Source organism: Cycloclasticus sp. (genome assembly GCA_040743155.1).
GTDB lineage: Bacteria > Pseudomonadota > Gammaproteobacteria > Methylococcales > Cycloclasticaceae > Cycloclasticus.
Genome location: JBFLJU010000001.1, coordinates 1,429,857 through 1,450,365, shown reverse-complemented (window position 1 = coordinate 1,450,365; position 20,509 = coordinate 1,429,857). Strand labels below are relative to the sequence as shown.

Sequence of the window (20,509 nt, the reverse complement as noted above, 5' to 3'; positions counted from 1 at the left end):
AAATGCACAATTTAAAGCAATGGCATGTTTAAATTAATACGTTGGGCTTGATACTTCAGCACCAACCTACATTACACAACAAAACACCGTTAAAAGGATTTAACGCATGCAATACCGTCGAGCAAACATCAAAGGCGCTAGCTATTTCTTCACCGTAAACTTAGCGAATAGAAAAAGCACTTTATTGGTCGATAAAATCGACGCATTGCGCCAAAGCATTCAAACCGTAAAACAACGGCACTCCTTCAAAATAGACGCCATGGTGGTCATGCCCGATCATTTACACGCCCTTATCACCTTACCGGTTGGTGATAACGATTACGCAACACGTTGGAAGTTAATAAAAGCCGGTTTTTCGCGGAAAATACCAAAAGGCGAACACGTTAACCCAAGCCGCGCATCAAAACGTGAAAGAGGTATATGGCAACGCCGTTATTGGGAACATTTAATTCGTGATGACAACGATTATCAAGCGCACATCAATTACATACATTACAACCCCGTAAAACATGGTTACGTGCAACAAGCGGTTAAATGGCCGTATTCAAGCATCCACCGTTATATAAAAAAGGGTGATATAAGCAAAAATTGGGGTGCTGGTGATAAAGAAAAAGACAAAGGCGGTTGGGGCGAAAGGTGAAATATATTCGACCACCAACGTAGGTTGGGCTGATGCAAGAAGCCCAATAGATTTAAGCACCGACACAAAAAAAGGGAATATACCTCGGCCACATTGTTGGGCTTAAAAAGCGCAACCCAACCCAATCGAACCTACATGAAGCCCAACACGATCATATGGGGATATTTGGTCGTGTTTGTATTTTTGATAGGGTTATGTTGGGCTTCGTAAACTCAGCGCCAACCTAGAAAAGCCCCAACGTAGGTTGGTGCTGACGAAGGAAGCCCAACAGATTTAAGCACGACACAAAAAAAAGGAATATACCTCGGCCATATCGTTGGGCTTAAAAAGCGTAGCCCAACCTACAATGAGCTGAACCAAACACGCGAATGGCTTGAAATATTGAATATGGTTATGTTTGGCTTCGTAAACTCAGCACCAACCTACACCCGTAAGCAACACCAACGTAGGTTGGTGCTGACGAAGGAAGCCCAACAGATTTAAGCACCGACACAAAAAAAACAGGGAATATACCCAAGCGACATTGTTGGGCTTAAACAGCGCAGCCCAACCCAACCTACAATGAGCCAAACAAACACGCGAGTGGTTTTAAATGTTGAATATGGTTATGTTGGGCTTCGTAAACTCAGCGCCAACCTACACCCGTAAGCAACACCAACGTAGGTTGGTGCTGACGAAGGAAGCCCAACAGATTAAAGCACCGCACAAAAAAAACAGGGAATATACCTCGGCCACATTGTTGGGCTTAAAAAGCGCAGCCCAACCTACAATGAGCTCAACAATCATGTGAAGGGTTTTAAATATTGCATGTGGTTATGTTGGGCTTCGTAAACTCAGCACCAACCTACATGAAACCTAACCTACGATTCTTGCAAATTGTGATGCGCGTCAGGTTTTGTGTTGTTATTAAAAACTTCAAAATAAACTCTAAAGAAAAATTTTATTGCGCCGATACCTTAGTCGGAGGCGGTGAATATCTAGGAAGAATGAAAGATATATCCGTCAATTTTAGATAAAAGTAAGCGTCTAGCTTACGAAGGAGTAATAAAATGGCTCAAGTCATTAACAGTAATATTGCGTCTTTAACGGCTCAAAGAAACCTGAATACATCTCAGAATGCTTTGAATACATCGTTACAAAGACTTTCATCCGGTTTACGTATTAACAGCGCGAAAGACGATGCTGCCGGCCTTGCTATTTCAGAACGTTTTACAGCGCAAATTCGTGGTTTAAACCAAGCCCAACGTAACGCGAATGATGGTATTTCACTTGCACAAACCGCAGAGGGTGATTTAGCTGCGATTACTAACAACTTACAACGTATTCGTGAGTTAGCAGTTCAATCAGCTAACGCAACAAACTCATCATCTGATCGAGCTGCTCTACAGTTAGAAACAGCTCAGTTAGTTGCTGAGATTGATCGTGTGGCTTCAACTAGTGCGTTTAATGGTGTTCAATTATTAGATGGTACTTTTACCGCACAGCAATTCCAAGTGGGCGCGAATGCGGGTGAAACTGTAACAGTTTCATCAATTTCTAGTGCTAGAACATCCGCATTGGGTGCAAGCTTTAGTGCGTCAGTTACAGGCGGTGTTGTAACGGCTAATGCGATTGGAGCAGGTGACGTTATTATCAATGGTGTTACATTAGGTGCTGTTGCAAGTGATGCGTCAACTGTAGCCACTGCGATTAATGCATTGTCTGGTACAGATGTAACTGCAACAGCTAATGCCTTGACTGTTAGTGGCGGTACAACAGCTGTGCCTGCAGCTGGTGTTGGTACTATCACTATTAACGGCACTACCACAGCAAGCATTGACCTTAATCTAGGTGGCGCGACTCAAGCGGGAAATCGTACACTTATTGTAAGTTCAATTAATGCTATTTCTGCTGCGACTGGCGTAACGGCTGTTGATGATGGAACAGGTATTGACTTGACAAATACGGATGGTTCAAATATTGTCCATTCAGTTACTCAAACGAGCGGTACCTTTACTGTGGGGGCACTTGGTATTGCTGCAGCCGCAACGACTCGAAGTACTATTACTTTGGATACAACGGGAACAACAGGGATTACCATAGGTGGCACTGCGCCTACTGACGCTGGTTTTACAGCGGCTACTACTGCGAGTGCACTGAGTGGAACATCAATCGCTAATACAACAGTTGCTACCGTTGATGGTGCAAATGCAGCTATCGCATCTGTTGATGCAGCGTTAACAACCATTAACTCTAGTCGAGCTTCACTAGGTGCGGTACAGAACCGTTTTGAATCTATCGTGTCAAGTATTCAAACAACATCAGAAAACTTGAGCGCATCACGTAGTCGTATTCGTGATGCCGATTTTGCTGAAGAAACTGCTGCTTTAACAAGAGCGCAAATCCTTCAACAAGCCGGTGTTTCAATTTTGTCGCAAGCGAATTCATTGCCACAAAACGTGTTGGCCTTACTACAGTAAGCTATTAGGTCGTTGGGTCGGTCTTATCCATCTTAATGATAAGGTAAGGCCGATTCCATCCTAACTAGGAGACATGAATATGGAAACGGTAAATTTACAGTCAGTACTTAAGGCGGTTTCGTCTAAAGCACCTTCTGTTGCCGTGTCGCCTGCGGATGTTGCTGTTAGTAAAGTAAAGTTAGAGTCTGAGGTTGCCGGCAAGGTGTTGCCGCTGGCAAATGAACTTAACGAATCGCAGGACGTGCAAAAGAAGCTTGAAGAAACGGTGAGTGACTTGAATAGTTTTGTTCAAAGCATTCAGCGCGGCATTCAATTCTCGGTGCATGAAGAAACGGGCCGTTCTGTTATTACGATTACAGATAGAGAAACAGGTCAAGAGATCCGCAAGTTCCCATCAGATCAGGTGTTAGCAATAGCGGAACACATTTCGGAGACATTAGCGGTAGCGGATGAGAGAGGTGTTGGTTTGTTAGTAAACGGAAAGGCATAGGAGGTCTGATTTTTGCATAGTATTGTTTAATACATGTAACAGGAATCAATTATGTCAATTTCATCACCAGGTATTGGGTCAGGGTTAGATATTAACTCTTTAGTTACGCAGCTAGTGGCTGCGGAAGGCTCGGCAACGGCGAACAGACTTAATGTTAGAGAGGCAGAGTATCAAGGCGATATTTCTGCTTATGGAGGGCTAAAATCCTCGCTGTCTATTTTCCAATCGGCAGTACAAGGTTTACAGGATTTAACAGACTTTCAAGTCCGTTCAGGAACATCGAGTGATTCTGATATTTTTACGGCGACGGCAGATGAAACGGCCGATGTATCGCAATATGGTGTTGAAGTCATTCAGCTTGCACAGGCGAATAAGCTGATAACAACAGATGGTTTTGCATCCGCGGAAGCAGTTGGAGGCGGTACTTTGACGTTAACTCAAGCTGCCGATTCTTTTGATATCGTTGTGAGTGGAACTGATACGTTAACTGATGTACGTGATGCGATAAATGCAGCAACGGATAATTCAGGCTTAACAGCTTCAATTATTAACGTGGATGATGGGTTAGGTGGCACAGAACAGAAGCTGGTATTTACGGCAAATGATACGGGCTTAGATAATGCGATAACGATTACTGCTATGGGTGATGCGGGTTTATCTAGGTTGGTTAATGCACAATTGAATGAGCCAGCAGCAGCGTTAGATGGGCAGATTAAAGTTGATGCGCAGCTAATCAGTAGCTCCAACAATACATTTGCTAGCGTTATAGATGGTATTACGATAACGGCTGTGGGTGTAGGTGCAGGAGAAAAATTGACCGTTGCCGAAGATAAAGCAGCGGTTGAGTTAAAAATAAATCAATTTGTTGCAAACTATAATGGCTTGGTGAGTACGTTTAATGCATTAGGTTCATATAATGCAACAACTGATACGGGTGGGCTTTTGTTAGGTGATTCAGTTTTAAGGGGTATTCAAAACTCTATTAGACAAGAAATATCATCTTCGGTGTCTGGTCTATCGAGCACTTTTAGCACGTTAGCAGAGCTTGGTATTACGACTGATGATACGGGCAAGCTAGAAATAAATTCAACAACGCTTGATGAAGCGTTAGATTCAAGTTTTGATCAAGTGGGTGAGCTTTTTGCAGCAACAAACGGTATTGCAAATACACTAGATAGCATTATTGATGGCTATATTGGTTCAGATGGCATTATTGAGTCACGTACCGAAGGTTTGCAAGATCGTATTGATGATATTGGTGAGCAACGTTTGGCCTTAAATAGGCGATTATCATCGATAGAAAGCCGCTTGTTATCTCAATTTTCCGCAATGGATGCGATAGTCAGTTCATTGCAAAACCAAAGTAGTTTTTTAACACAGCAGTTGGCTAGCTTGCCAGGTGCTTATAATCCAAATAGTAAATAATTCATTTTACGGAGAATAATATGAATGGTGTAACAGCATTAAAGCAGTATCAACAAATGGGTGCTCATGGTGGTGTAATGGATGCTTCACCACACCGATTGATTCAAATGTTGTTGGATGGGGCTTTATCAAGAATTTTGTCAGCGAAAGCGGCATTAAAGCAGAATGATATTGCTAAGAAAGGTGAACAGATTGGTAGTGCTATTTCAATTGTTGGCGGGCTTAAATCCAGCTTAGATTTTGAACAAGGTGGTGAAATTTCTAAGAATCTTGATGCTTTATATGAATATATTAGTCATATTTTATTACAAGCTAATATGACGAATGACGATTCGCTCTTGGATGAGGCAGGAAAATTATTGAGTCAAGTTAAAATGGGCTGGGATGCGATTGACCCCAATGCGGCGCAATAATAAGCCCTTATGAGTGCCGATTTACAACAGTTGATTAGCATTATTGCCGACACTAAAAAGCTCATTGAATTAGCCGAGAACGGTGACTGGGACGCAGTTGTTGAATTAGAAAAAACAAGAGATGACGCGATTAAAACCTTGTTTGACTCAAAGCCCAATATTGAACCTTCCAAACTCGCGGAAGGTATTCAATTTATTTTAGAGAAGAATAAAATTCTAACAAAATATTCACATAGTCAACGCGACAGCATCCGCATGGAAATGTCCAAGGCAGGACATGCGCACAAAGCAATTAACGCCTATTTAACAACCAGTTAAGTCAGTGCTCTAATCCTGTTGGGCTTCGCGGGCTCAGCGCCAACCTACAAATCTCGTATTCAAAGTAGAACATGACCCGTAGGTTGGGCTGATGCAAGAAGCCCAACGGAACACAATCGAACAGATGTATTGGTTAAATGTTTTGAGGTGAATTGTTGGGCTTCGTAAACTCAGCGCCAACCTACAAATCCCATATTCAAAGTAGAACATTACCCGTAGGTTGGGCTGATGCAAGAAGCCCAACAAAACCCAATGGGCCATATGCATTGGTTAAATATTTTGAGGTAGATTGTTGGGCTTCGTAAACTCAGCGCCAACCTACAAGTCCTCATATCCGCAGTAGAGCATTATCCGTAGGTTGGGCTGATGCAAGAAGCCCAACAGAACCCAATCGAACATATGTAACGGTTAAATGTTTTGAGGTAGATTGTTGGGCTTCGTAAACTCAGCGCCAACCTACAAATCCCATATTCAAAGTAGAGCATTATCTGTAGGTTGGGCTGATGCAAGAAGCCCAACAGAACCCAATCGAACACATGTAACGGTTAAATGTTTTGAGGTAAATTTGTTGGGCTTCGTAAACTCAGCGCCAACCTACAAATCCCGTATTCAAAGTAGAACATTACCCGTAGGTTGGGCTGATGCAAGAAGCCCAACATGCCTAAATATTTTACAAAACCATATGTGTCTTTTGGGTACATGGCAAAGGCAAACGATTTTTGGGTTGGTGCTTTGTAACAGTACTAAGTGGTTGTTATAATAGGCGTTTGTCGGCTGTAGTTGCCGGTGCATTAGAGCGATCTCTTTAGGGAAGTTTGTGAAAGAATTTACACTTTATTTATACCAAAAAATCTGGGGTGCTACCGTGTTTAGAGTGCCTCATATGCTTGTGTTCGCCTTTTTGTTGTGTCTCATCAGCTCTTCTGGGGTGTTAGCTCATGGTGTGGATGCGAGCACTGAACGTTTTTTGTTGGCGAACGAGGGCGTTGCCATTGGGCCTTTTCTTTATATCGGTGCGAAACATATGCTGACGGGCTATGACCATTTGTTGTTTCTGATAGGCGTTATTTTCTTTTTATTTAGAAAACGCGAAGTGCTGTTATACGTGAGCCTGTTTACGGCGGGGCATAGCATTACTTTATTGTTGGGTGTGTTGAATAATATTGCGCTGAATCCTTATTTAATTGACGCGATTATTGGTTTATCCATTGTTTATAAAGGCTTTGATAACTTGGGTGGCTTCAATCGTTTGCTTGGTTTTCAACCGAATACTAAAGTTGCCGTTGCGATATTTGGCTTATTTCATGGTTTTGGTTTGGCGACTAAGATTCAAGATTTTGCGTTACCTCAAACAGGTTTGTGGAAAAACTTGTTGGCCTTTAACGTTGGGGTAGAGCTGGGGCAGTTTGTGGCCTTGGTTTTCATTTTGATTGGCTTGAGTTTTTGGCGTAGGCACCGTAGTTTTTATTTGTTTTCGACTATGACAAACACACTATTAATGACCGGAGGTTTGATACTGTTTGGCTATCAAATGGTCGGCTATTCCGTAACGAGTTAAATTATTATGAATAAAATAGAGCACCCTATTCAATCTCTTGCTTCGCTGGTTAAAGCATCAATTATTGCGAGCATTTTAGCGGTGATTATTTTGTTAACGGTTGTACTGCCGGCGGAATATGGCATCGACCCGACTGGTTTCGGCAAGGCCATGGGTTTAACTGTGATGGCGGAGAATGCTGAGCAAGCAGTTAAGCCAACGCTAGGCTCGTGTGATGAGCGAACATTGTTACGGGAAGATACTGTTAAATTGACTATCCCTGCTAATAGCGGCTTAGAGTATAAGTTTTATTTGGAAAAAGATGCGGTGTTGGAATACTCATGGCAGACAGATGGTGCGATGCTTTATTTTGATTTCCACGGTGAGCCGCAGGGAGACACAACGGGCTATTTTAAAAGCTATAAAGAGGCAACGGCAGATAAGGGTAATGGCTCAAAAAGTGTGCCGTTTAATGGTTCTCACGGCTGGTACTGGAAAAATGAAAGCGGCAAGCCAATCGAAGTTTCTTTAAAGACTAAAGGTAACTATCAGGTAATAGGCTTGAGGTGACAGTCTAGTCAGGTGATAAAAGAAACGCCCAAGTTAATGAGCGTTTCTTTTTACAGACTTGTTGCGAAGGGTTTAATTAACCCATGCAGTCGTGACTTTTTATAACTCAATATCCATGCCGTAACCGCTTGCTTCCACTGCGTGGCCAAAAATATCGCCAGTATAGTGCTCTTGAGCTTCTGGTTTGACGCAATCGCCCCAACCGAGTTCCATTAACCAACCTGACGGTGTTGGCGAGTAGAAAGTGTAAAGCTGATCATTAGCGTGCTTGCCCAGCTGCATGGCTACATCAATTTTTTGATTACGAATGGTATCGTGTGAGATGCCTAAATCATCGAATTCTGTGTACTGGATATGCAGGTGATTTAGGCGTTCAACCATGCCATGAAAACCAAAAGCAATTGAATGTTGGCGGTCGTTACAGCTCATGAAAACGGGTTCAGCACAATTGCCATCGGGCAGCGCAATTCTATATTCAATTGATCCTTTTAGGCCCAGTAATTTATAGAAATCATAAGTGGCCTGATCATCATCAGAACGTACTAGAACGTGTCCTAGCCCTTGATTACCGGCAACAAATTTGCCATGCATTGGACGCCCAGGGTGAAAAGGCTTCATCACGTCTACTTGTGGGCTGTAGTAAATTTCGTTCGGCGTTCCAGAAGGATCGTCAAGTTTAATGAGAGCCAACACGTGGCGTTCACGTGCTTCTTCTTCTGTTCCTACGCGGAAGGCAACACCTGCATCGGTCAATTGCTGTTGCATGGCTTTAAATTCTTCCTGCCCTTTTACGCGCCAGCCCATATAGGCAAGGTCATCTTGGTCAGATTTGAAAATAGTGAAGCGGTGGTGTTGTTTGTCCATCCTTAGGTAAAAACGATCATCTTTATCGCTTTCAGCAATTTCTAACCCTATACACTCGGTTGCGTAGCTTCTCCACGCTTCCATGTCTGTTACATTGAGACCAACGTAACCCAGCTCTATTACTTCAACCATATATTTCTCCAGTTTGTATTTAAGAAGGCCCCGCATTAGCAGGGCCTTTTTTTAATGCTTAATGAGTTGCGCTATAAGTAAACGTTTAAGCTTTTATTCATGAAGATGTTTTGATCAAGAATAATTTTTCTTTTAGCGAGTTTTAAAACACCGTTCACACGCCTTATGAGGTCTGTTCGGTGTCCTATCATCGTGTGCTCTTCATCTTCATTCATGTTTCTATGAACTGTGATTAACGAGTACACGGTGAACTCATCAGGATTACTGGTTGGCTCTACTTCAATATTGGTAACAACATGAGCAGCGCGAGTCGCTGGATCTTCTGACCAACAGGTGCCGGTCTCGGTGCGGATGACGCGCTTTTTCAAATCTTCCATTGTGTCGCAATAATACGATTGGTCGTAAATGGTGGGTTCTTTCTCATTTTTACGGTAGCGCTGGTAACGGTATGGCATCCAATAATGAACGTCATCGGTTAGCATAGTGAGCCACTCACGGAACTTCTCCATATCTTGAATGCGTGCTTCGCGATATAGAAATTGTTGAACTTCGATAAGCGTTTCAATAGAAACCGCGGCTAGGCTCATATCTTCTTGTGCTGTCGACATCTTATTCTTCCTCAATAGTGGTTTTGCCGGTGAAGCGAGGTGTGTAGCGAGTTGGTACGTCGTCCCACTTATCAGCATTCATTAAATCGGCCCAACGGGTGTAAAAATGTCGTTGGTTGGCATCATTAAATTGACCGGCATAAATAATGCCCGGTAACTCTTCGTGTTCAATTTCACGACTAATGCCACAGCCATAATGCAATTTTTCTTGGCGAGTTAGATAGCCTTTGTTCACTTGCGTGTTGCCTTCCCAGTTCTCGCCGTCATCCATTTCCAACACACCGGCAGGGTTAAAGGTATGCATACAGCCAAGGTTAATTTCTTGCTTGACTTCATCAGGCATATTTTTATTAACGATGGTGAAAATTCTTAGTTCAAGCTTTTTAGGTCCCCTAGGTAACCAAACACGGAAGGTTTGAATGCCGGGTAGGAACGAAATGTTTGGGAAAATAGACACCGAAGCGAGCGAACCAAATATTTTTGAACGCAATTCGCCATGCGTTTTTTCCATTTTTGGTTTAATCACATCTTGGACGTATTTCATCCAGATAGGGCGTCCTGTTATCAACACATCGGCGTAACCATCGGTACCAAACTCCCAACCGTGCCCATTAACGCTGGCATGGAAGGATTCTTCATTAACCGCTGGGCCAAAGCCTTCGCCATTGTTCATCGCTTTAAGGCCAGAGTCATGATTCCAAAGTGCGTGGTAGGCGTCACCAACGAAGTTTTCAACACCAAACTTCCAGTTAGCGTTAACGTACGACTTAATGCCACCGCTGATGAATTCGGTTTCACCGTCGTTGTCGAACATCATGTCTAAGTACCAACGGAAATCGCCAAGCCATTCTTCAAGTGAGGGTGCTTCTTGGTCAAAAGTAGCAAATATTAGGCCTTTATATGTGGCAACGCGTGCTTGTTTGGGGCTCCACTTTTCTTTATCGATATCACCGTCATCGTAAACGTGTTCATTTGCTAAGGCACCTAGTTTGCCGTCTATACCAAAGCTCCAGCCATGGTAGTTGCAAATAAAGGAGCGTGTGTTGCCTTCATCGGCATAGCAAAATTTATTACCTCGATGTGGGCAGGAATTCAAAAATACTTTGACGCTCCCGTCTTTTTGGCGTGCGCCGATAACGCCGTCTTCACCCATGTACGTGGTGTAAAAATCATTCGCATTAGGAATCATTGAATCGTGCGCTATAAATTGCCATGATTTGGCAAAAATTTGTTTTAACTCTTGTTCGTAAATCTCTTCTTCCCAAAAGATGCGACGGTCAACCCATCCTTCTTCGTTGTCAATAAATTGATGATAATCGATATCGTTGCTCATAATATTCTGTCCTCTTTAAGTAGATACTGGAAATGGTTTTTATTAAGAAGAACCGGCACACAATTTGTTTGACAGCTCACTTCTGTGTAAATTCTAGGAGGATAGAGCTTTTAACGCCTTGATACAGATCAGGAAAAGGCAATGAAGCTATATACTGTTTTGCGGGAAGTGGTTTACTTAATGGTCAAGGGCAGAGTGAGTGAGCTATATAATTAAAGAGTAAGGGAGTAGCTTTTTTGCATAACAGCTACGGCCTACATTAACGTGAATTCTGCTGACGATTTGTTTTGAAACCAACGCCATTGAGAAAGAAATTGCTGTCAGATAAGGTGTTTTAACCCTCCATACCGCTAAACTTCCTACAGATATGGCCGATAAAATAGTTGTACACTGTTAGTTCAGCAAAATCAGGAGGATATTGTGACTATTCAAGCATCGATTCCCTTTAATCAACAAGTGCAAAACTTGGCTAAAAGTAACGATAAGAAAGCGGATGGCCCAATGGGGCAAGAAGTTTCGGCACTGGCACACGAGAAAAATTTAGCAAAAAAATCACTTAACTCGGCTATTTTAGAATCAACGATTAGTTTGAGTGCGGCTGATTCTCCTCAGGCATTAGTGCTAAAAACGGCTCTCGACGGCATTAATGAAGCGTTGAGTGCTAGCTTAGGAGAGAGTGCAATTCAAAATGCCTATGATTCGGACCTGGATGTTAGTCCGGATGCGACGGCAGAGCGAATTGTTTCTTTGAGCACAGCCTTTTTTGCGAGCTATCAAGAGCAGCACCCTGAATTAGTTGAGGATGAGGCGCTGTTGGCCTTTACTGAGCTTATTAAAGGCGGTATTGAGAAGGGTTTCTCAGAAGCTCGAGATATTCTAAATGGGTTAAATGTTTTAGAGGACGAGATCGCCAGTAACATTGATGAAACCTATGAGTTGGTGCAAACTAAATTAAATGCGTTCGTTGACAGCTTTACGTTAGAGGATTGAGAAATCAACCCGACGCTTATTGAATCGACTCTTTTTAAGTTCGTTTTATGCGTGTTCTTTGTGTGTTTTTTTCAGAGTACTTGCATGGCAGAGATTTTTAAATACAAGGATGAGAATGGGCGTTGGCAGTTTTCTGACTCACCTAAAAAATCTGCCGGTTCTACAGCTGTTCGTTCTTATCGAGGTTTTGGCTCATCATCTGGGAAAACGAGAGATTTTGTTGCATTATTGAATGACAAATATAGCCCTAGTAATCCAGTTCAAAAAGCGACGATGGCGGTAGTGACGGTTAGAAGTCAGCTTGGTTCAGGTTCTGGTTTTTTTGTAACGGATGACTGCTACCTTATTACTAATAAACACGTCGTACGTCCGGCCAAGGGGAAGCAGTGGGTTGTTACGGAAGCTAAGATAAAGCAAAACGCCTTAATGTTTGAGCGAAAGAAGCTGGAGGTTGCTAATCAGGAAGAGCGGCTGCTCATCAATAAGCAAAGACTAGATGACTTTAAGCTTTATATGGATGGTTTGTCGTCTGAAAGAGAAAGGCAAGTATCGCAGCGGGAATATTCGCTTTATGAGCAGCAATATCACCAAGATAAACAACAAATTAATGAGGCTTCAAGACGGTTGAATGAGGCCGAGCGAAAATTCAAACAACAACAGTCGGAATTTAATTTCTCAAGCGCGGTTTCAAATGTGGCGCGGTCATTTGAAATTATTTTAAAAGACAACACGAAAGCTAAAGCGAAGCTTATTAAGGTGTCGTCTAAAGACGATTTGGCCTTGCTTAAAGTGGACGCATGTAAGGCGCCGTATCTTGAAATTTCGACAGAACGGGTGTCACAGGGCACCAGTGTACATGCGATTGGCAGCCCGTTGGGTTTGCGAGATCAGCTAACCGAGGGGACGGTGACTCAAATTTCAGCAAGGGGAATTGCCACTGACGCAAAAATTTTACCTGGGAATAGTGGTGGGCCACTGATTACCGATAATGGGCATGTGGTAGCGGTTAACACCATAAAAGTGGCGCAAGGCTCTGCGCTTAACACAGGCTTTGGTATTTCAATTCCTATACAAAAGGTTAGGCAAAATTTTGGTGGTTATTTTAAGTAATATTTGAGTCGTTTCGACGTTATGTGATCACTAAGGGAGGTAAACCTTAAAACAATGGCTGACTACAGGTATTCAATTGGCGGGTGTTCATACCGGTTTAAAAACCTAGCCGACTTAATGGCGAAAGCATCGTCCGTTAAAAGTGGTGATTACTTAGCGGGTATTGCGGCCGAAACTGAGGAACAGCGTGTTGTAGCGCAGATGTTGTTGGCAAATACGCCGCTTAAGCGCTTTCTTGAAGAGCCGTTAATTCCGCCTGAATCTGACGCAGTGAGTCGTTTAATTTTCGATGAGCATCATGCTGAAACGTTTCAAAAAATAGAAAATGATACGGTCGGTGATTTACGTAACCGCTTATTATCTTATTCGATGACTTCGACCGAGTTAGCGGCATTGTCGAGCGGCTTACTGCCTGAGATGGTGGCCGCGGTGAGTAAGTTGATGCGTAACCAAGACCTGATATTAGTCGCCAGTAAATGTCAGGTAGTGAGTCAGTTTCGTAACACGATAGGGCTACAAGGTTGCGTGGCTACTAGGCTACAGCCGAATCACCCGACAGACGATGCAAAAGGCATTGGTGCGTCAATAGTAGATGGCTTGATGTACGGCTGCGGTGATGCAGTGATTGGTATTAACCCGGCGACAGACAGTGTGGAAAGTGTCAAGCGACTGGTGGCTAATATAGACGAGCTTATTCAACGTTTTGATATTCCAACACAGTCCTGCGTCTTAGCGCACCTGACGACACAACTGGAAGCGATCAATCAAGGTGCGCCGGTTGATATTGTTTTTCAATCCATTGCTGGGACAGAGGCGGCGAATAAAAGCTTTGGGATTGACTTGAATATGCTTGAGGAAGCAAAGCAAGCGGCGTTGTCGCTAAATAGAGGCACGGTGGGCCAGCAGGTGATGTATTTTGAAACGGGGCAGGGCTCGTGTTTATCTGCGCAGGCGCATCACGGTATTGATCAGCAGACGTTAGAAACCAGAGCATATGGCGTGGCGAGAAAATATAGCCCTTTTTTGGTGAACAGTGTGGTTGGGTTTATTGGGCCGGAATATTTGTACGATGGTAAACAAATTACCCGTGCGGGCTTAGAGGATCATTTTTGTGGCAAGTTACTCGGTTTGCCGATGGGCTGTGATGTTTGTTATACCAATCATGCAGAGGCTGATCAGGATGATATGGACAATTTGTTAACGCTGTTAGGTGTTGCTGGCTGTAATTTTTTTATGGGTGTGCCAGGTGCTGATGACATCATGCTCAATTATCAATCGACTTCATTCCATGATATGCACTACTTGAGGCAAGTGTTAGGCAAAAGGCCAGCGCCTGAGTTTGAGGCATGGCTTAAGTCGATGCATATTATTAATGACAGCAATATGTTGTTACCTGCCAGTGAGCAGCACCCATTGCTGATGGCTCAATAGGGTACTTATGAGCGATTCCAACATCAGCTTGAACGACCCTTGGTTTAATTTGAAGGCGTTTACATCGGCGCGTATTGCCTTGGGCCGAGCCGGTGGTAGTCTTAGAACCGATGATTGGCTGGATTTTAAGTTGGCGCACGCAAAAGCCCGTGATGCGGTTCATCATGAATTTGATAGCGATGCCCTCGTTAAAAAATTAATGCCGATTAACGGCGCAGTTTTATTGCTTGAAAGCCAAGCCAAAGATCGCTCTCGTTATTTAACGAGGCCTGATTTAGGGCGTTGTTTAGACGCTGACTCGCAACAATTATTACGTAATAATGCTGCATCTTATGAGGTGGTTTTTATTGTTAGTGATGGCTTGTCAGCGATGGCTGCTGATAAACATGCTAAGGCTGTATTGGCCTTGCTGCTACCTCGCTTAATAGGACTCAACTGGCGTATTGCACCGTTGCTAGTTGCGCGCTTTGGGCGGGTTGCGGTAGAAGATGAAATTGGTGCGTTAATCGGTGCAAAAATGGCAGTTATTTTAATTGGCGAACGACCAGGCCTAGGTAGCCCTGATAGTTTGGGCGCTTATGTTGTTCATAAACCGCAAATAGGCAATACAGATGCGAATAGAAACTGTGTGTCTAATATCAGGCCGGCTGGGCTTAGTTATGAGAAAGCAGCAGATACCTTACTTTATTTGCTAACCGAAGCGAAACGTATGCAATTGTCTGGGATTGGCTTGAAAGATGAACGTGTTTTTACAGATGATTTGTTAGCGTAAAAAGCGCTGCAGATCGGCAGGTTTTACACAGGCGTTTAGCTCTATTGATAGTTTAGCAACATGGGTAGCGATATTTTCTCTAAAGCTGTTTTAGTGTTTTTTAGAAAAGTTCAGTGAGCTTAGGTCTTGCTCCATTCATAAATGTCTATGCTATCAGGGTCGCAACTACGACAACCACCTTGGCAAAGCGAGCCGGGCGGTAGTTTTCTTACGTAACCTTTTTTAACCCAATGTTCGATCATGGATTGGGCGTCGTCGTGAGCTATATTGAAGTGTAGAGCAAGGTCGCGTACGGGGGCGCTGCCTGCTGCTTTTATGTAATCCCTAATTTCTAATAAGATCATGTGCTTCCGACGACAGAGTGATCAATAGCGAGCAGTTTTTGGCCTAGTTGGCGTAGGGTTAGCCAAATAGCTAAAAACCCAACAAAAAAGATACCAAGCCATATCAACGTTTGCGTTGGGTGCAGGCTAAAATATGCTATTTGATAGAAAGAAGTGGCCATACTATAGGCGAGGTATAAGCTCCAAAAAATGGAGAACATTGCCCAGCGTGTGCCTGTTTCTCGTTGAACGGCTGCAATGGCCGCCACACACGGCACATACAAAAGTATAAACAACAGGTAACTAAAAGCGCCGACCTTGCCATCAAAGTATTTTACTAAGGTGCCGAATAGGGCGTGGCTGACGTCTTGTTCTGTTGCCGCCTCTTCAATATTACTGTTGGCATCGAGTGTGCGTAAACCGAGCGGGTCACCCATATTATGGAATGCATCGCTTAAGTTTTCGTTAGTCGTGCTTATAGCTTCTGAGAACTTTGCGCTAAGACTGAAGCTTTCTTCATCTTCGCCGGTGTTGCCTTCAAGGTTTGAATAAACAGCATCCAGTGTGCCAACAACGACTTCTTTTGCCAATAAGCCGCTAAAAATACCGACGATGGCTGGCCAGTTTTCTTCTTGAATACCCATGGGTTCAAAGGCGGGAGTGAATGTTTTGCTCACTTCGCTCAACACAGATTTTGAACTGTTCTCGTTGCCGAAACTGCCATCTGTTCCCACAGAATTTAAGATATTAATCACCATGACCATTAAGACAATGAATTTGCCTGCTTCCAGCACGAAGGACTTTAAGCGTTCCCAAGTGTGAAGAAATAAGCTTTTAATAGCAGGGCGATGATAAGGCGGCAGTTCGATAAGGAAGCTATCAGACTCGCCTTCGAGCACGCTGCTTTTTAGCAGTAGTGCGGTAAAAATAGCGGCGGCGATACCGAGCAGATAAAGTAAGAAAACGATGTTTTGCCCAGACTGAGGGAAAAAGGCCGCGGCAAATAATGCGTAAACCGACAGCCGAGCGCCGCAGGACATGAAGGGCGCCATCATCACGGTCATGATGCGGTCGCGCTGTTTTTCTAAGGTGCGTGTTGCCATGATGGATGGCACGTTACAACCGAAACCAACAATCAACGGTACGAAGGCTTTACCGGGTAAACCGAGTTTGCGCATAAAGCGATCCATCACAAAGGCGGCACGTGCCATGTAACCTGAGTCTTCCAAAATAGATAGACAGAAGTACAAAGTGGCGATGATTGGAATAAAGGTCGCGACAACCTGAATGCCACCGCCTAAACCATCGGCGAGTAAGACCTGAAACCAGTTTGGGAAACCCAAATTCTGGAGCAGTATTTTCAAGCCATCGACAAACAGTGCGCCCGCAGTGATATCGAAAAAATCAATTAATGCGCCACCAAAATTAATGGTGATGCTGAACATTAAGTAGATGCTGAAGAAGAAGATTGGCAGGCCAAAATAATCGCTAAGAACCACTTTATCTACGCGGTCGGACCATGTTTGTTGAGTGCTTTTTGTTTGTTCAACAACCTGCGAGGTTAACTGATGTGAAAATTCATAGCGGCTAGCAGCAATAAGCGTGTCCGCGTCTTCTCCGGTTTCTTCTTGAATGGCGAGCTGCAAGCGGCGGCAAGCCTCGTGTGTTTGCTCGGTCGTCGTTGGTGAGAAGTAACCCTCTAGACACTGGATTGCGTGCCACTGCAAAATAAACTGTGATTGTTGCCCGGTGTTTAATGTGGGACTTATCTCGCCGATGGCTGACTTAATGGCTGAAGGGTAGTCGATTTCAAGATGCTGATTGGTTTTATTTTGTAGAGCCTCTAAAAGTTGCTTCAAAAGCGCATCGATACCTTTGTTCTGCCGTGCCATGATGGCGGCAACTGGACAGCCTAACGACTGAGATAAGGCGTCAAGGTTGATATCCATGCCTCTAGATTTAGCGACATCCATCATGTTTAAAGCCAGGATCGCTGGTATGCCCGTTTCTAATAACTGGCTCGTAAGATAGAGACTGCGCTCTAGATTGGCAGCATCAGCAACGATTAATAAAGCATCGGCTTCACCCGATAAAATATATTGGCGGGCAATTTGTTCATCCAGCGCCTCGCGATCACTATCGAGTGCGTAAACACCAGGTAGGTCAACGAGTATGATTTCTTGATCGTTAATTTTAGCAAGGCCTTCCCGACGTTCAACCGTCACCCCAGGCCAATTACCTGTTTTTTGCTTTATGCCTGTAATGGCATTGAATAACGTTGATTTGCCACAATTTGGGTTGCCAATAACGGCAACAACAGGGCTTTTATTTGATAGTGATACTGGGGTGGCTGCGTCGCAGCATTGTTTTGTCATAGTGATTGAATTAGGACTTGTTGCGCTAAGGCCTCGTTTAAGGCAATGCGCGCGTTACCTATGCTAACAACTAGGCCGCCTTTTCTTTTTTGTGTTACTTGAAGGGGAATCAATTTTGAAAAGCCAAGAGCTAACAGCTTTTTTTCTAGCTTATGATCCATTTGATTTTTGCGTAACATCACTTTTTGACCGATCGCAATATCGGCTAACGTGCTGTTAGTTGTCAATTCGTTGGTTCTTGACATGGAGTATTAAACGGTAATGATAATGATTCCCATTCTAATCCATAAGCAAAGCATGTCAAGGAGAGGGTTTTTAAGAAGAGACGCGATCCTTCGATTTAATGATATAGATCATGTAGATAATAGAGAGTAATGCAATCCAAGCAAAGCTGAGAAGACCCACTATGCCATCGTATTGACCCGTTAGGTAAGCTAAATCCGCATGCCGATTATTATCAGTTAATTCCTTAACTATTTTTATTAGAAAAACCCAGCTGGCGTGAAGGCCGATGCAGTAAGTTAAGGTGTTGGTTCTAAGTCGAACCAATGCCAGCAGAACACCGACACTGAATAAGGCCAAGAAATCACCTGCTTGCATACTTGTAAGAGCGCTAAACGCATTAAAAATAACCTCAAAACCACTTTGAATGCTCAGCACGCTTTGGTCGATGTGCTCAATCGGTTTGATGAAATGCAAGATAGCGTAGAAAAAGCTACTAACAAAAACAGCGGTAAAGGCGTTATGCCAAGTTTGCGTTAACTTGAAAAAGAGCCCACGAAAAAGCGTTTCTTCAATCAGCGCCACGACAATGCCTGCGAGTAGGGCCTTAACAATGAGTTTAAGTGTTAACTGCTCATCGGCCGATGTGGTTCTGACGTCGAAAAAGATTAGTGCAAAAACAACGACGCCGAGTATCAATAGCCCAGAAACAAATCCCTTAGAAAGTTGTTTTAAAGAATGCTTAAAAGTCGTATTGTATCCAATGCTGAGTAACGACAACTTAAAGAACTTAAAGCAAGGGATTAAACCCAAAATTAAAAATAATAGCGCGGAGCGGGTTACCCAGCTTTCGAAGCGGTATGAATTATTACCGACAAATTGAAATAATGGGTAGGCAATTAAAGCGGCCATAAGGGATGCTATTAAGAAGTAAAAAATAAAAAAACTGGTGGCTTTCATTAGGGTTTTTAGGTTTTAAATAAAATTGTCTAGAAAAGAGGTGCAAAAGTGTTGCAAGAGTCGGTATGATACCGCACATTATTTCCAACCAAAATGCGAAAGTGGCGGAATTGGTAGACGCGCTGGTTTTAGGTACCAGTATCGTAAGATGTGAGAGTTCGAGTCTCTCCTTTCGCACCATCTATTTGAATAACACCATCTAAAACAACACTAGAGAATAAATATGCAGGTTTCTGTTGAGTCTAATTCTGATATTAAAAGAACATTAACAATTGTCGTTCCTCAAGAAGAGGTGGATACAGCGATAAATAAGCGCTATGACGATGTGAAACGCAATGCGCGTATTGATGGCTTTAGACCTGGCAAAGTGCCTATGAGCGTCATTAAAAAGAAATTTGGTGCCAGTGTTAAAGCTGAAGCCTTATCAGAATTAACGCAAAGCTTCTTCTATAAAGCTCTTATGGAAGAAAAGTTGAACCCAGTGGGTGCGCCAGTTATTACGCCGAATGACGATAAAACAGACGGCTATGAGTTTTCGGCAAGCTTTGAGGTTTATCCAGAAATCACCATCAACCCTATTGAAGAATTATCTCTAAATGCTCCGGTTGCAGAAATTGCAGAGTCTGATATTGATAACATGGTTGAGAAGCTACAGAAGCAAAAAATCACTTGGAAAGAAGTTAAGACAAAAGCAAAAGATGGAAATCAGGTAACAATAAGTTTTGAAGGTAACGTGGGCGATAAGCCGGTTTCTGAAGAACCAATTAAAGGTTTCCCAGTTGTTTTAGGTTCAAAGAGCATGATTCCTGGTTTTGAAGAAAACTTAACAGGCGTTAAAACGGGTGAAAAACTAAACTTTGAAGTGACCTTCCCTGAAGATTATCAACAGAAAGACTTCGCTGGAAAAGTGGGTGTCTTTGATGTAGACGTTGATAAAGTGGAAAAAAGCGAATTACCTGAAGTAAACGAAGAATTCATTAAAGAATTTGGCGTTGAAAGTGGTGATATGGCTGACTTTAGAGCAGACCTTACAAAAAACATGACGGGTGAGTTGAGCCGCGCATTAGCAACAAAGCGTAAAGAAATCGTGATGGATGCGATTGTGGAAAACAACGAAGTTTCTATCCCTGAAGCATTAATCGATAATGAAGTGAACCAAATGGTTGCATCATTAAACGAAAAGGCAGCGCAAGCTGGCCAACCTGCTCAGCCTGATTTACCTAAAGAATTATTTACTGAGCAAGCGAAAAAGCGCGTTAAATTAGGCTTGTTATTATCTGAAGTTATAAAGCAAAATGACATAAAAGCGGATGAAGATAAGGTTCAAGCGCGTATTGAAGAGTTCGCCCAAACATATCAGTCTCCTGAAGAAGTGATTAACTGGTATAACTCAAATCCTGAAGAGAAAAATAAGGTTGAGAGTGTTGTTTTAGAAGATCAACTTGTTGATTGGGTACTAGAAAAAGCAAAAGTAACTGAAACATCCTTATCGTTTGAAGAGCTAATGACACCAGCACAAGCTGTTGGATAACTAACA

At 43.1% G+C, this 20,509-nt stretch carries 20 protein-coding genes and 1 tRNA gene; 14 read left to right on the top strand and 7 right to left on the bottom strand.

The window, feature by feature from the left end; all coding sequences use genetic code 11:
• Positions 1-106: 106 nt before the first annotated feature.
• From AB1Y31_06925 to AB1Y31_06890, 8 genes are all read left to right on the top strand, one after another.
• Positions 107-640 (top strand): transposase, encoded by a 534-nt coding sequence (locus tag AB1Y31_06925; GenBank protein MEW4982899.1) that lies wholly within the window; start codon positions 107-109, stop codon positions 638-640.
• Positions 641-1,689: 1,049 nt separating this feature from the next.
• The gene (locus AB1Y31_06920) at positions 1,690-3,099 is read left to right on the top strand and encodes a flagellin (protein MEW4982898.1); all 1,410 of its coding nucleotides are present in this window, start codon (positions 1,690-1,692) and stop codon (positions 3,097-3,099) included.
• 79 nt (positions 3,100-3,178) lie between these two features.
• Positions 3,179-3,589: a flagellar protein FlaG gene (locus AB1Y31_06915; GenBank protein MEW4982897.1), complete on the top strand. Its 411-nt coding sequence runs from the start codon at positions 3,179-3,181 to the stop codon at positions 3,587-3,589.
• A 51-nt stretch (positions 3,590-3,640) separates the two neighbouring features.
• Positions 3,641-5,014 carry a flagellar filament capping protein FliD gene (gene fliD / locus AB1Y31_06910; protein ID MEW4982896.1) on the top strand — a complete coding sequence of 458 codons (1,374 nt, stop codon included), beginning with the start codon at positions 3,641-3,643 and terminating at the stop codon, positions 5,012-5,014.
• Between the two features lie 20 nt (positions 5,015-5,034).
• Positions 5,035-5,427 (top strand): flagellar export chaperone FliS, encoded by a 393-nt coding sequence (gene fliS / locus AB1Y31_06905; protein MEW4982895.1) that lies wholly within the window; start codon positions 5,035-5,037, stop codon positions 5,425-5,427.
• A gap of 9 nt (positions 5,428-5,436) precedes the next feature.
• Positions 5,437-5,745, top strand: a complete 309-nt coding sequence (locus AB1Y31_06900) for a flagellar protein FliT (protein MEW4982894.1) — start codon at positions 5,437-5,439, stop codon at positions 5,743-5,745.
• An 817-nt stretch (positions 5,746-6,562) separates the two neighbouring features.
• Positions 6,563-7,303: a HupE/UreJ family protein gene (locus AB1Y31_06895; GenBank protein ID MEW4982893.1), complete on the top strand. Its 741-nt coding sequence runs from the start codon at positions 6,563-6,565 to the stop codon at positions 7,301-7,303.
• Positions 7,304-7,309: 6 nt separating this feature from the next.
• On the top strand, positions 7,310-7,852 hold the full coding sequence (locus AB1Y31_06890; GenBank protein ID MEW4982892.1) for a hypothetical protein: 543 nt from the start codon (positions 7,310-7,312) through the stop codon (positions 7,850-7,852).
• A gap of 99 nt (positions 7,853-7,951) precedes the next feature.
• On the opposite strand, the gene AB1Y31_06885 is transcribed toward AB1Y31_06890, so the two are convergent.
• From AB1Y31_06885 to AB1Y31_06875, 3 genes are all read right to left on the bottom strand, one after another.
• Positions 7,952-8,848 carry a VOC family protein gene (locus tag AB1Y31_06885; protein MEW4982891.1) on the bottom strand — a complete coding sequence of 299 codons (897 nt, stop codon included), beginning with the start codon at positions 8,846-8,848 and terminating at the stop codon, positions 7,952-7,954.
• Between the two features lie 71 nt (positions 8,849-8,919).
• Complete coding sequence (locus tag AB1Y31_06880; GenBank protein MEW4982890.1) at positions 8,920-9,456, bottom strand: 3-phenylpropionate/cinnamic acid dioxygenase subunit beta; 537 nt, start codon at positions 9,454-9,456, stop codon at positions 8,920-8,922.
• 1 nt (position 9,457) lies between these two features.
• Positions 9,458-10,789, bottom strand: coding sequence for an aromatic ring-hydroxylating dioxygenase subunit alpha (locus AB1Y31_06875; protein MEW4982889.1), 1,332 nt, complete (start codon positions 10,787-10,789; stop codon positions 9,458-9,460).
• Positions 10,790-11,209: 420 nt separating this feature from the next.
• Here AB1Y31_06875 and AB1Y31_06870 point away from each other — a divergent pair, with 420 nt between their 5' ends.
• The 4 genes from AB1Y31_06870 to eutC are packed head-to-tail and all read left to right on the top strand — an operon-like array spanning position 11,210 to position 15,092.
• On the top strand, positions 11,210-11,779 hold the full coding sequence (locus tag AB1Y31_06870; protein ID MEW4982888.1) for a DUF5610 domain-containing protein: 570 nt from the start codon (positions 11,210-11,212) through the stop codon (positions 11,777-11,779).
• A 51-nt stretch (positions 11,780-11,830) separates the two neighbouring features.
• Positions 11,831-12,889, top strand: a complete 1,059-nt coding sequence (locus AB1Y31_06865) for a trypsin-like peptidase domain-containing protein (protein ID MEW4982887.1) — start codon at positions 11,831-11,833, stop codon at positions 12,887-12,889.
• A 54-nt stretch (positions 12,890-12,943) separates the two neighbouring features.
• A complete protein-coding gene (locus AB1Y31_06860) occupies positions 12,944-14,320 on the top strand; it encodes an ethanolamine ammonia-lyase subunit EutB (protein MEW4982886.1) in 1,377 nt (458 codons plus the stop codon).
• Between the two features lie 7 nt (positions 14,321-14,327).
• The gene (gene eutC, locus AB1Y31_06855; protein MEW4982885.1) at positions 14,328-15,092 is read left to right on the top strand and encodes an ethanolamine ammonia-lyase subunit EutC; all 765 of its coding nucleotides are present in this window, start codon (positions 14,328-14,330) and stop codon (positions 15,090-15,092) included.
• A 119-nt stretch (positions 15,093-15,211) separates the two neighbouring features.
• Here the strand turns inward: eutC and AB1Y31_06850 are convergent, their stop codons facing one another.
• The 4 genes from AB1Y31_06850 to AB1Y31_06835 all read right to left on the bottom strand — a co-directional run bounded on the left by AB1Y31_06850 (position 15,212) and on the right by AB1Y31_06835 (position 18,924).
• Complete coding sequence (locus AB1Y31_06850) at positions 15,212-15,436, bottom strand: FeoC-like transcriptional regulator (GenBank protein MEW4982884.1); 225 nt, start codon at positions 15,434-15,436, stop codon at positions 15,212-15,214.
• Positions 15,433-17,790, bottom strand: coding sequence for a Fe(2+) transporter permease subunit FeoB (feoB, locus tag AB1Y31_06845; protein MEW4982883.1), 2,358 nt, complete (start codon positions 17,788-17,790; stop codon positions 15,433-15,435). Before feoB ends, AB1Y31_06850 begins: the two co-directional genes overlap by 4 nt.
• A complete protein-coding gene (locus AB1Y31_06840) occupies positions 17,787-18,035 on the bottom strand; it encodes a FeoA family protein (GenBank protein MEW4982882.1) in 249 nt (82 codons plus the stop codon). Before AB1Y31_06840 ends, feoB begins: the two co-directional genes overlap by 4 nt.
• A 70-nt stretch (positions 18,036-18,105) precedes the next feature.
• Positions 18,106-18,924 carry a CPBP family intramembrane glutamic endopeptidase gene (locus tag AB1Y31_06835; protein ID MEW4982881.1) on the bottom strand — a complete coding sequence of 273 codons (819 nt, stop codon included), beginning with the start codon at positions 18,922-18,924 and terminating at the stop codon, positions 18,106-18,108.
• A 143-nt stretch (positions 18,925-19,067) separates the two neighbouring features.
• On the opposite strand from AB1Y31_06835, the gene AB1Y31_06830 reads away from it, so the two are divergent.
• Positions 19,068-19,152: transfer RNA gene (locus tag AB1Y31_06830), tRNA-Leu, on the top strand.
• Between the two features lie 43 nt (positions 19,153-19,195).
• Positions 19,196-20,503, top strand: coding sequence for a trigger factor (gene tig, locus AB1Y31_06825; GenBank protein MEW4982880.1), 1,308 nt, complete (start codon positions 19,196-19,198; stop codon positions 20,501-20,503).
• Positions 20,504-20,509: the final 6 nt, after the last annotated feature.

Coding starts and splice junctions, on each gene's coding strand:
- AB1Y31_06900 (MEW4982894.1), top strand. CDS start 5,437: ATGAGTGCCGATTTACAACAGTTGATTAGCATTATTGCCGACACTAAA.
- AB1Y31_06860 (MEW4982886.1), top strand. CDS start 12,944: ATGGCTGACTACAGGTATTCAATTGGCGGGTGTTCATACCGGTTTAAA.
- AB1Y31_06915 (MEW4982897.1), top strand. CDS start 3,179: ATGGAAACGGTAAATTTACAGTCAGTACTTAAGGCGGTTTCGTCTAAA.
- AB1Y31_06835 (MEW4982881.1), bottom strand. CDS start 18,924: ATGGCCGCTTTAATTGCCTACCCATTATTTCAATTTGTCGGTAATAAT.
- tig (MEW4982880.1), top strand. CDS start 19,196: ATGCAGGTTTCTGTTGAGTCTAATTCTGATATTAAAAGAACATTAACA.
- AB1Y31_06890 (MEW4982892.1), top strand. CDS start 7,310: ATGAATAAAATAGAGCACCCTATTCAATCTCTTGCTTCGCTGGTTAAA.
- fliS (MEW4982895.1), top strand. CDS start 5,035: ATGAATGGTGTAACAGCATTAAAGCAGTATCAACAAATGGGTGCTCAT.
- eutC (MEW4982885.1), top strand. CDS start 14,328: ATGAGCGATTCCAACATCAGCTTGAACGACCCTTGGTTTAATTTGAAG.
- fliD (MEW4982896.1), top strand. CDS start 3,641: ATGTCAATTTCATCACCAGGTATTGGGTCAGGGTTAGATATTAACTCT.
- AB1Y31_06840 (MEW4982882.1), bottom strand. CDS start 18,035: ATGTCAAGAACCAACGAATTGACAACTAACAGCACGTTAGCCGATATT.
- feoB (MEW4982883.1), bottom strand. CDS start 17,790: ATGACAAAACAATGCTGCGACGCAGCCACCCCAGTATCACTATCAAAT.
- AB1Y31_06850 (MEW4982884.1), bottom strand. CDS start 15,436: ATGATCTTATTAGAAATTAGGGATTACATAAAAGCAGCAGGCAGCGCC.
- AB1Y31_06885 (MEW4982891.1), bottom strand. CDS start 8,848: ATGGTTGAAGTAATAGAGCTGGGTTACGTTGGTCTCAATGTAACAGAC.
- AB1Y31_06880 (MEW4982890.1), bottom strand. CDS start 9,456: ATGTCGACAGCACAAGAAGATATGAGCCTAGCCGCGGTTTCTATTGAA.
- AB1Y31_06875 (MEW4982889.1), bottom strand. CDS start 10,789: ATGAGCAACGATATCGATTATCATCAATTTATTGACAACGAAGAAGGA.
- AB1Y31_06920 (MEW4982898.1), top strand. CDS start 1,690: ATGGCTCAAGTCATTAACAGTAATATTGCGTCTTTAACGGCTCAAAGA.
- AB1Y31_06925 (MEW4982899.1), top strand. CDS start 107: ATGCAATACCGTCGAGCAAACATCAAAGGCGCTAGCTATTTCTTCACC.